Raw genomic sequence first — 9,945 nt, forward strand, 5'->3', positions numbered from 1 at the left:
GCTGATCAGACCCATTTCGCCAGCGGCGGCAAGCTCATGAGAACGGCATCGGGGTCATGGCCGGTTTCCAGCCCGAACTTGGTGCCACGGTCATATACAAGGTTATATTCCGCATAGAGGCCACGGTGCACAAGCTGGGCGTCCTTATCTGCCGCATCAAAATCCTGAACCCGGCGCTTTTCGACCAGTGGCGCAAAGGCAGGGAGGAACGCCTTGCCGATGTCTTGCGTCAGCGAGAAATCCGCCGACCAGTCGCCGGTGCAGTAGTCATCCATGAAGATGCCTCCGACGCCACGGGCGCGTTTGCGGTGCGGGATATAGAAATACTCATCTGCCCAGTCTTTAAGCCGTGGATAGTGCCCTGGCCCATGCGGGTCCAGATGGGCCTTTTGGGTGGCGTGAAAATGGGCCGTGTCTTCATCATACTCGATGCAGGGGTTCAGGTCGGACCCACCGCCGAACCACCAAGCATGCGGCGTCCAGAACATACGCGTGTTCATGTGGACAGCCGGCACATGCGGGTTCTGCATATGCGCGACCAATGAGATGCCCGAAGCCCAGAAACGCGGGTCTTCCGTCATGCCGGGAATGCCTTTGCGAGCGGCCATGGCCTGTTGCGCGCGTTCACCCAGTGTGCCGTAAACGGTCGAGATGTTAACGCCGACCTTTTCAAACACACGGCCTCCGCGCATGACGGACATCAAGCCGCCACCTGCATCCGTGCCGTCGTCAGCTTGGCGTTTCGTTTCCTTGACCTCAAACCTACCCGGTTCGGCGTCCGAGAGCGGGCCGGTGTCGTGGCTGTCTTCCAGCGCTTCAAACGCCGCGACGATGTCATCACGCAGGTGTCGGAACCAGGCTGAGGCCGTTGATTTTTCTTTTTCGAACATTGGATTAGTGCGCCGGGGCTGCGACGGGGTCCAGCAGGGTGCGGCCACCGTCAATGGTCAGAATTTGGCCGGTGATGAAACCGGCGGCGTCCGAGGCAAGGAACTGAGCAGTCTCCGTCAGCTCGGTCGGGGCTGCGATACGGGACAGAGGAGTGTGTTTTTCGATGTCATCCCGGAAATCCCGGTTCTCTTTCAGGGTAGATTGCAGCGAAGCACTCATCACCGATCCCAGTGCGATCGAGTTGACGCGGATGCGGCTCGGGGCCAGCGCCACGGCCAGGGACCGGGTCATCTGATCCAGCGCGGCGGTTGAAACCGAATAGGCCATCAAATCCGGATGCGTGCGTCGGGCGGCAATCGACGACAGGTTGATGATCGACCCTGCGGGGTTTTCGTTGTCACCCGCCTGTTTGATCATCCGTTTGGCGACAACCTGGCTAAGCCGCAAAGCGGGCATCAGGTTCTGGTTCAGCAGAGTCCGCACCGAGTCATCGTCAGTATCCAGAGGGTCGGACGGAATCACCTGCCGTGCCCCGTTGATCAGAATATCCACCTGATCAAACGCGTCTATGGTGGCCGAAAGCAGATTGGCGATCGTTAGCTTTTCCCGCAGATCACCCGCAAAGAAGCGAATGTTGCTGTCATCGGCCTGTTCGCCCAGTTCATCGGCCAGACGCTTTTCGTCCATATCGGCAAACATGACATTGGCACCCGCATCCGCAAAGTGACGACCGATGGCCAAACCGACACCGTTGGCGCTGCCGGTCACGATTGCTGTTTTGCCAGCGATGGAAAAGGACATGCAAATCTCCTGAGTTGAGGCGGAGGTTAACCGGGATCACCTTCGAGGGCGAGAGGCATGGAACACTTTGAAACGTGCGTCGCCGGACACTTCTTCAACGCGCGCAAAACTTTCAGTCAAAGTTGCTTCGTATGGCAGGTGGCGGTTGGCGACCATCCACAGGTCCCCATGTTTGGCCAGATTGCGGGCGGCGGACTTGATGAATCCTTGGCCCAATTCCGGCTCGGCGCTGCGTGACGTGTGGAAGGGCGGGTTCATGACGACGGTGTCCAGCGCGTCGGGCGCCTTCCACTTTACAGCATCGGCCCAGTGGAAAAGCGCGCGTTCATCGGTGATATTCGCCTGCGCACAGGTCAGGGCGATATGGTCGGCTTCGACCAGGTGCAGATGGCGCAAACCCGCCTTTTGGATCAGCGACGCTGAGAGAAATCCCCAACCCGCCCCCAGATCAGCAACCCGCGCTCCGATCTTGTCCGGCAGCGTATTCACAAGCAGCGTTGACGCCGGATCGACTCCATCTGCCGAAAAAACGCCGGGAGCGGTTTGATATCCGTCCGCCATTTGGGTTTGTGGCGCGGCCCAGTCGTCAAACGCACCAGGCGCAGCGCGGAACCAGAAGATTTTACCATGCGCCTTGGAAATTGGCCCCTCAACATCTGTGCGCTTGCGGATCTCTTTCAGCAGACTGTCCACGCCATCGGTTTTGGCGCCGTCCACAACGATCACCCCGCTTGCGCGTGCGGAGGCTTGCTGCACATGGCTGCGGGCCAATGCCTTGGCGCGAGGCAGGATCACGATCGCATCCTGACACGGATCCTGAGACTGCGGCGTTACGGCAAACCCCTGGTCTGCAAAATGGTCGTGGAACGGTTTGAAGGGCTGAACGACCTGCGTGCCGCGCGACAAAGATGACAGATCATTTGCCGGTGTCGGCCCGATGACTGTCAGCGGTTGAGACAGAACAAGGCCGCTTTGCAGGGCAAGATCAAGGCGAGGGGACATGGGCAAATCCGATAAGAGCCGCCGCTGGCGTTACTCTTCGCGTTCCATGGTGCATTGCAGAGGATGCTGGTGCCGACGGGCAAAATCCATAACCTGCCCGACCTTGGTTTCCGCAATCTCGTGACTGAATACACCTACCACGGCAACGCCCTTTTTGTGGACGGTCAGCATGATTTCGAACGCTTCGGCGTGTGTCATTCCAAAGAACCGTTCAAGCACATGAACGACGAACTCCATCGGGGTGTAGTCATCGTTCAGAAGCAGGACTTTATACAGCGGCGGGCGCTTGGTCTTGGGGCGTGTCTGGACCAGAACCGACGAGTCAGAATCGTCGTCGGAATTGTCAGACATCATCCATTGGTCAATAAGCATCACACGGCTGTCCGATTCAGGCTTCGGTTTATCTGTGCGGTTATATAACGTCTAAGGGGTCAGAGAAAAGAGCCAGCAGGACGCATTTGCAATGGAAAATAAGCTGACCACAATCGGGTTCGATGCGGATGATACATTGTGGCACAATGAGCGGTTCTTCCAACTGACGCAGAGCCATTTTGCGGAATTGCTTGCCGATCATGCCGAGCGCGACCACCTGCTGGAGCGTTTGCTGGAAGCTGAAAAGCGCAACATTCGACACTATGGATACGGAATCAAGGGCTTCACCCTGTCGATGATCGAAACCGCCATCGAAGTAACCGAAGACCGCGTTCCCGCGTCAGTCATTCGGCAGTTGATCGAAGCAGGGCAGGACATGCTGGCCCATCCGATTGAGTTGCTTCCCCATGCACGCGAAGCGATCGAGGGCGTGGCCGCGACACATAAGGTCGTGTTGATCACCAAGGGTGATCTGATTGATCAGGAACGTAAGCTTGCCCAGTCAGGGTTGGGTGAGTTGTTCGATGAAGTCGAGATTGTCTCGGAGAAAACCCCGGAGACCTACCGAGAGATTTTCCACCGATATTGCGAGGGGCCCAAGCGGGCGATGATGGTAGGGAACTCGATGCGATCCGACGTGGTCGCCCCGATTCAGGCAGGGTGTTGGGGTGTATATGTTCCGCATGGACTGGTCTGGGAGATCGAAAAGGCAGAAACACCATTGGGCAATCCGCGCTTCAAAGAGTTGCAACACCTGGGAGAGCTGACAGGGTTTGTTCAGGCACTTGGATGATGTTGCCGATAGGTCTCAGTTCGGGAAAAACAGAGCGATTACAAGGGCTGTATTCTTAGGTGTCCCGGATTTAGTGGTTTGGGGCGCAGGTGGGGCAACATATGGTGTTTCTATCGTGGCCGACAAAGCGACGAATTTGTCAGCTTACGGTTTATTTCATGGGGTCTCTGTGTTAGCCTGAAGAATAATAAAATAATTGATTTGCTGACCGGGAAAACCCGGCAGCGCGAGGTAGACAGAGGCAAAGATCGTGCAGGTTCGGCGGACAGTTCCGGCCCGGATGGGCTTTATTCTTATAGCATTCGTGTGGTTGCTTGCTTTTGCACCACTCCAGTCATTGGCGGCGCCCTATGCGGCCATGGTGATCGACGCGCGCACCGGTGAGGTGCTTCATTCGCGCAACGCCGACACCCGGCTTCACCCCGCATCGCTGACCAAGATGATGACGCTCTATATCGCGTTTGAGGCCGTGCGAAACGGTGAGATCGAACTGGACACCCCGGTTCGCATCACCAAGAAAGCGTCGTCCGAACCCCCCTCGAAACTGGGTCTTCGCACGGGTCAGACGATCGCGTTCCGGTATCTGATCCGCGCCGCTGCCGTTAAATCGGCCAATGACGCGGCCACAGCAATCGGCATTGCCATCAGTGGGTCCGAGGCAGCATTTGCCCGCCGCATGACCCGGACTGCCAAAGCCATGGGCATGAGCCGCACGACATTCAAGAACGCTCATGGATTGACGGAATCGGGTCACCTGTCGACCGCGCGGGACATGACCACGCTGGGCCGGCATCTGCTGTATGATTACCCGCAGTATTATAACCTGTTTTCGCGTCAATCGACCCATGCCGGGATCAAGACGGTGCCGAACACGAACCGTCGGTTACTGGCCGCTTATCGGGGAGCAGATGGGATCAAGACCGGATACACGCGGGCAGCAGGCTTTAACCTTGTCGCCTCGGCCAAACGCAAAGACGAACGGATCATTGCCACGGTATTCGGCGGTAAATCCGGCGCGTCGCGAAATGCCAAAGTGGCAGAACTGCTGGACATGGGTTTCCGCCGCGCACCGTCGCGCGCACCCATTCGCAAACCGTCGCGTCCTGTATATGCAGGAAATGCGGGTCTGAATGTACAAGTGGCGCGGTTGGTCGGCGCGCCGACCACCAGTTTACGACCGGTACTGCGCCCCGGACCGGGGGCCGCCGTTCAGGTGGCCGGTACAGTCGCGGCGACCGCGGCGAAGAACGGCACGCGCATTCAGAACGGGATTGCGGCAGCCATTGCCGCCGCAGATATACAAACCCCGTCCGAGGATACGACCCGCCCGGCGGCCCGTCCCGAAGATCTTGTCCTTGCTTCTACAGGCCCGATCGAACAGCCCGAGCCCGAGCAGGAGATCGTCACGCGCCTGTCCACCTCGGGTGGGCACCTCTGGGGTGTGAATGTCGGGCGCTACACAACACGATATGAGGCCGAAAAGGTGCTGTTGAAAACAGCCCTTTCGGAAATGACCACTCTGGAAGGAACGCTGCGCAAAGTGAACCAAAGCGCGCGCGGCTTTGATGCGACGTTTCAGGGCATGACCCGCGAACAGGCTGATTTGGCCTGTCGCAGGCTTCAGGCACGGAACGTGACGTGTTTCATGATTGGGCCGTCATAAGACCCGACATGCAATCTTCAGACTGAACATGGGCTGCGAAAACACTCGCAGCCCTTTTTCTTAGTCGAAGACGTGGCCGTGCTGATATTGTTCATCCTGACCGGCGGCGGCAGTCAGCGCGGCGACGTTATCCTTGGTGAAGAAGCCGTCATAGTGATGGCAGCGCTCAATATACTCGGTGATCAGCAGAGTGTGCTTGGAGTGTTTTGAGAAAATCTGTTTCAGGTTTGGGTCGTCTTTGCATTCGCCAACTACATGCGCCAGGAAAGGCACGCCCTTGTCCTTGAGGGTGTTCACGACGAAATCGACGTTCTTTTCACCAGCGCTGTGGTCTCCATCCTGTATCTCGACGGCCATATGGTGCAGGCGGCGGCCAAAGTTGCGCACGAAGTCTTCGGTGGGCATCGGTAACTTGGCAAAGGAATTCACGAATGAGGGCGTGTTGTTCGCCGTGAATACCTTGGCAGGCGATTTCTTGTCATCGTCGACATTCGGATTGCGGTTCACATTGGTGGACGAATTCATGTCAAAGATGTTGTACGCACCCCAGAAATAGTAGGGCACCATCGTGAGAAACTCGAGGATCGCATCCTCACGCTCTCCGGCCAATACCCGCGTGGCAAGGTGGTCGATCCCCAACATCAGAGGTGCAATCTTGCTGTCTGACCCAAAACCAGCTGCCTGATCCAGGCGGGTTTGTTCCGCGTCGCTGAGCAAGACACGGTCCCCCAGGCCAAGGCTGTCCGTGTCGTTGAAATCCAGCGTGGAATAGCCGACCCGATTGAAGGAGAAATCCGATGGCGTCGTGAAACGGAAACCGTCCAGCGTATAAAACGGGTTCTCGGTATCGCCACTATATTCAAATCTTATGTTTTGATCTTCCAGCGTTTTGGTCAGCGTCTTCAGGTCGGAGGCCGCGAATACCTCGCCGACATACCGGGTCTGGGGCGTGCTGCGGGCCAACGGGTACATGCGATTGATACGGGGAATGAAGTCCTCGAATGTCGGGCTGAGAGGAGCCATGACGATTAGCGCGGGGTAATCTGCATGAGAATGCAGAACCGAAAACTTGTGCGTTCGCCCAAGATAACTGGCCGTGTGGCGATAGGGGGTCATCACGTAGAGTTCGACTAGCGTGTCGAACAGCGCATCCGGTTCCACCTGAAGTACAATGGCCCGCATCGGCCCGACCTGATCTGCGATACCCGAGCTTGAGCGGCGTTCGTAAATCATAGGCAGATATTCGTTGAAGAAGTCCGAGTTCTTCTTGTCGCCGCGGGGTTCGTAAGACATCAAATCAAAAGACATTAAGCGCGCTCCTTGCCGTTGCGCCGCTCGATCGGCGCGGATCGTTCCCGGAATTTGTGGTACTCAGATCATACAGTTACGCACATGCTAGGGCCTGGGGCCGTACCGGGCAACAGTCACGACATGGGGTGGCCGAGTTACGCCAACCTGATCAACGGATGAATTTTGTCACGTCAACGCCGCCCGCAATCAGGTTTTCCCGAACCGAGCGGGCAATCTGCACAGCAGTTGGCCCGTCACCGTGCAGACAGATGGTGTCGATCGACGTTTCCAGTCGTTTTCCGGATTCGGTAATGATGGCCCCTTCCTGAACCATATTCACTATGCGCGGACCGGCCAGTTCCGGGTCATAGATGACCGCGCCGGGTTTGCTGCGGTCGACCAGAGTTCCGTCGTCGTTATAAGCGCGGTCTGCAAAAATCTCTCCGACCCATTTGCAATTCAGTTCGCGCACGGCGTCTTCCTGTTTGGTTACGGCCAAAACCATGATGATAACGTCCGGGTCCACATCCAGAGCACCCTGATAGCAAGCCCGCGCCATGTCGATGTCGACCGAACACATATTGGCCAGTGCACCGTGCAGCTTGAGGTGCCGGACCTTGGTGCCAACGGCCTTGGCAACCCCTATGGCTGCACCCAACTGATACCGGACAAGATTGCGCAGGCTGTCATGTGGGATTTTCATGTTGCGGCGGCCAAATCCCTGAAGGTCGGGAAACCCCGGATGCGCGCCAATACCAACGTTGTTTTCTGCCGCCTGTATCATCGTCTGTGCCATTACGTCCGGATCACCGGCGTGAAAGCCGCAAGCGATGTTGGCCGAGGTGATGATTTTGAGAAGGCTTGCATCATCACCCATGTTCCATGGGCCAAAGCTCTCTCCCATATCTGCATTCAGATCAACGCTGGGCATCGGCAAAACTCCTTAGTCTGTGGCAGAGATCATTCCGCCGACCAATTGGTAAGACAACAGGTCAGGGATGTCATGTGGGTCGCGGATCAGAGGTTCAACCTGAGTGGGCAGGCGCGACAGATCGCCTTGGAAAGCCGCGTGCAGGGCGACGGCTTCATCCATCGTGACAAACTTGAATGTCAGGTGTCCTCCAGCGGGCGTTTGCGCCGCGCGCGGCAGATCGCACGGAAGGACGGTTGCAATGCGCGGATACCCTCCGGTGGTCTGGCACTCCGGCAGCAGGATGAACGGATTTCCGGTGCCAGTCATCTGGATGTCGCCGGGTGTGATAACCTCCGACAGGATATTGAGTTGACCCTTGGCGGCAAAGCCTTCTCCGGCGCTTCCAAGCTGCATTCCCATTCGGTTAGCCCGGGCACCGCGTTGGAACTGCGTATTGGCAAACCGGTCCAGAGTATCTTGGTCAAACAAAGGGGTTTGAAAGCTGGCGACGACCCGCAGTACCCCGCCTGAAAATCGGTCGTCCGGCTGCAGTTTCAACCCGACAGCGCCTGAACCGGCCCCGGCAGACAAGCGGTCACCAGCTTGTACAGCCCGCCCGATCTTGGCCGTTAGGTGGGCAGACCGAGAGCCAAGGAACATGTCGCCGTCAATTCCGCCGCCGATATGCAAGTACCCATAGGTCCCATATATTGCCGCGCCGATGGTCAATCGCTGTCCCGCATCTAATTCATGCGACGCATTCCAAATGACTGGGTTTCCGTCGACGCTCGCCTGCATCGGCGCGCCGGTCAGCGCAATGCGTGTGCGTTCGGTCGCATCGAATTCACCGCCCAAGCCTGCCATTTCCAAAGCCGCCAATGCAGGCGCTTGGCCCAGCAAGGCGGCCCCTTCGTGCAAGGCCAGTATGTCTGCAGCCCCCGAGCGGGACAGACCCTGATCCAAGTAACCGGTACGCCCCAGATCCTGCACTGTACAAGCAGGCCCTATGCGCAGAACGGAAAGGCTCATGACCCGATTTCCTGATACGTCGCACCGCCTGAACCATCAAAGTCGTTCGCGCGAATATTTTCCAGGTCCTCCTGAGTAACAGAATAGAACTGCATCTCATCACCGGGCGTCAGGGCAAAGCTGTTTGGGGTCTCGGGCCGAAAGCAGCGAAACGCGGTTTGCCCAACATGCCGCCAGCCGGTTGGCGTCGGCCCCGAGAACAGCACAAACTGTGAGATGGCCAGAACTAACGCCCCTTCGGGCACCATAGGGGTCAGCTCTTGCAGACGTGGTATATTGAACTCGGGCCCCAGAGGCCCAAGGTAAGGTTGCCCGGGCGCAAATCCGATCGTCAAAACACGCACGCGCGAGTCGCTGAGCCGTCGAACTGCTTCATCCGGTGTCAGCCCGGCTGCGGCAGCCGCTTCGTTCAGTTGCGGCGCGAGGTCCCCTCCATAGACAGTGGGGACGCGCCAATATTTGCGGCCCGAGGGCATCGGGGCGTCAAACCAGTTTTGCTGCCCAAGTAACTCGGAAACACGGGATCGGATTTCCGCGTGAGGGAGTTGGTCGGGATCAAAGCGGACATAGGCCGAGGCTAGCGAAGCGGACGTTTCAATAACGCCGTGCCATTGGGCTAGGTCCAAAGCATTTCTAAAGGCCAGCGCCGCACGGTTTGATGACTCCGCCATGGTATCCGCAAATGAAACAAGCAGACCGTCAAAGCCGACGGGTTGAATTCTTGGAAAGGGGTATGAGTCTGGCGATATCATGACGTGAAAATCTAAGGCGTTCCTTTTCGGTCGACCTGACCGCATTCAGTTGGATTGCGCAAGCCTCTGGCCATTGTTGCCGGGCATTTTACTCAAAGCTGAGTGTCGAACCCCTGATTCTGGGTCTGGCGTGCTTCAAAACAGGAAGGCCGACTCGTTTCAGCGTTGTGGGTGGAGTAGTAAATCTCACTATATATAGGGTGAACTTGGGTGCTGCGGTGTGGCGATTGCTTGGTACTTCATTCAATAATCGTAAATAGGTGTGAAATCATCTAGATGGATGTAATGTAAGTTATTGTTATTGAACTATAAAAAACTGAATTGCAAAAAAAACGCGCTATATGCAATTTTCCACTTGCGGCTTTGTGGGGTAAACCTTAGAACCCCCTTCACCGGCGCTGCTGAGGCGGTGCTGACGGATCGGAGAGACGGTCGGACG

The 9,945-nt window shown here is 57.1% G+C and carries 10 protein-coding genes; 2 read left to right on the plus strand and 8 right to left on the minus strand.

The window, feature by feature from the left end; all coding sequences use genetic code 11:
• Positions 1-5: 5 nt before the first annotated feature.
• The 4 genes from hemF to clpS are packed head-to-tail and all read right to left on the minus strand — an operon-like array spanning position 6 to position 3,066.
• Positions 6-890: an oxygen-dependent coproporphyrinogen oxidase gene (hemF, locus tag GOX73_RS08960; RefSeq protein ID WP_171124631.1), complete on the minus strand. Its 885-nt coding sequence runs from the start codon at positions 888-890 to the stop codon at positions 6-8.
• Positions 891-894: 4 nt separating this feature from the next.
• The gene (locus tag GOX73_RS08965; RefSeq protein WP_171122384.1) at positions 895-1,692 is read right to left on the minus strand and encodes an SDR family NAD(P)-dependent oxidoreductase; all 798 of its coding nucleotides are present in this window, start codon (positions 1,690-1,692) and stop codon (positions 895-897) included.
• Between the two features lie 36 nt (positions 1,693-1,728).
• A complete protein-coding gene (locus tag GOX73_RS08970) occupies positions 1,729-2,694 on the minus strand; it encodes a class I SAM-dependent methyltransferase (protein WP_171124634.1) in 966 nt (321 codons plus the stop codon).
• A gap of 30 nt (positions 2,695-2,724) precedes the next feature.
• Complete coding sequence (gene clpS / locus GOX73_RS08975) at positions 2,725-3,066, minus strand: ATP-dependent Clp protease adapter ClpS (protein WP_171123198.1); 342 nt, start codon at positions 3,064-3,066, stop codon at positions 2,725-2,727.
• Between the two features lie 91 nt (positions 3,067-3,157).
• On the opposite strand from clpS, the gene GOX73_RS08980 reads away from it, so the two are divergent.
• Both GOX73_RS08980 and GOX73_RS08985 read left to right on the plus strand, forming a co-directional pair.
• Entirely contained in the window at positions 3,158-3,859 is a 702-nt protein-coding gene (locus tag GOX73_RS08980; protein WP_171124636.1) for an HAD family hydrolase, read from the plus strand.
• Positions 3,860-4,139: 280 nt separating this feature from the next.
• The gene (locus GOX73_RS08985) at positions 4,140-5,522 is read left to right on the plus strand and encodes a D-alanyl-D-alanine carboxypeptidase family protein (RefSeq protein ID WP_171124692.1); all 1,383 of its coding nucleotides are present in this window, start codon (positions 4,140-4,142) and stop codon (positions 5,520-5,522) included.
• Positions 5,523-5,582: 60 nt separating this feature from the next.
• Here GOX73_RS08985 and GOX73_RS08990 read toward each other — a convergent pair whose 3' ends face one another.
• From GOX73_RS08990 to GOX73_RS09005, 4 genes are all read right to left on the minus strand, one after another.
• Positions 5,583-6,830 carry a hypothetical protein gene (locus GOX73_RS08990; RefSeq protein ID WP_171124638.1) on the minus strand — a complete coding sequence of 416 codons (1,248 nt, stop codon included), beginning with the start codon at positions 6,828-6,830 and terminating at the stop codon, positions 5,583-5,585.
• 151 nt (positions 6,831-6,981) lie between these two features.
• On the minus strand, positions 6,982-7,743 hold the full coding sequence (locus GOX73_RS08995) for a LamB/YcsF family protein (protein ID WP_171124640.1): 762 nt from the start codon (positions 7,741-7,743) through the stop codon (positions 6,982-6,984).
• Positions 7,744-7,755: 12 nt separating this feature from the next.
• Complete coding sequence (locus GOX73_RS09000) at positions 7,756-8,754, minus strand: biotin-dependent carboxyltransferase family protein (protein ID WP_171124641.1); 999 nt, start codon at positions 8,752-8,754, stop codon at positions 7,756-7,758.
• The gene (locus GOX73_RS09005) at positions 8,751-9,506 is read right to left on the minus strand and encodes an allophanate hydrolase subunit 1 (RefSeq protein WP_171124643.1); all 756 of its coding nucleotides are present in this window, start codon (positions 9,504-9,506) and stop codon (positions 8,751-8,753) included. Before GOX73_RS09005 ends, GOX73_RS09000 begins: the two co-directional genes overlap by 4 nt.
• Positions 9,507-9,945: the final 439 nt, after the last annotated feature.

Source organism: Ruegeria sp. HKCCD7221 (assembly GCF_013031225.1).
In the GTDB taxonomy this organism is placed as follows: domain Bacteria; phylum Pseudomonadota; class Alphaproteobacteria; order Rhodobacterales; family Rhodobacteraceae; genus Ruegeria.

What these genes read in the sequence shown, in the direction of transcription:
- GOX73_RS08970 (WP_171124634.1), bottom strand. Translation starts at nt 2,694, where the DNA reads ATGTCCCCTCGCCTTGATCTTGCCCTGCAAAGCGGCCTTGTTCTGTCT.
- clpS (WP_171123198.1), bottom strand. Translation starts at nt 3,066, where the DNA reads ATGCTTATTGACCAATGGATGATGTCTGACAATTCCGACGACGATTCT.
- GOX73_RS09005 (WP_171124643.1), bottom strand. Translation starts at nt 9,506, where the DNA reads ATGATATCGCCAGACTCATACCCCTTTCCAAGAATTCAACCCGTCGGC.
- GOX73_RS09000 (WP_171124641.1), bottom strand. Translation starts at nt 8,754, where the DNA reads ATGAGCCTTTCCGTTCTGCGCATAGGGCCTGCTTGTACAGTGCAGGAT.
- hemF (WP_171124631.1), bottom strand. Translation starts at nt 890, where the DNA reads ATGTTCGAAAAAGAAAAATCAACGGCCTCAGCCTGGTTCCGACACCTG.
- GOX73_RS08985 (WP_171124692.1), top strand. Translation starts at nt 4,140, where the DNA reads ATGGGCTTTATTCTTATAGCATTCGTGTGGTTGCTTGCTTTTGCACCA.
- GOX73_RS08980 (WP_171124636.1), top strand. Translation starts at nt 3,158, where the DNA reads ATGGAAAATAAGCTGACCACAATCGGGTTCGATGCGGATGATACATTG.
- GOX73_RS08965 (WP_171122384.1), bottom strand. Translation starts at nt 1,692, where the DNA reads ATGTCCTTTTCCATCGCTGGCAAAACAGCAATCGTGACCGGCAGCGCC.
- GOX73_RS08995 (WP_171124640.1), bottom strand. Translation starts at nt 7,743, where the DNA reads ATGCCCAGCGTTGATCTGAATGCAGATATGGGAGAGAGCTTTGGCCCA.
- GOX73_RS08990 (WP_171124638.1), bottom strand. Translation starts at nt 6,830, where the DNA reads ATGTCTTTTGATTTGATGTCTTACGAACCCCGCGGCGACAAGAAGAAC.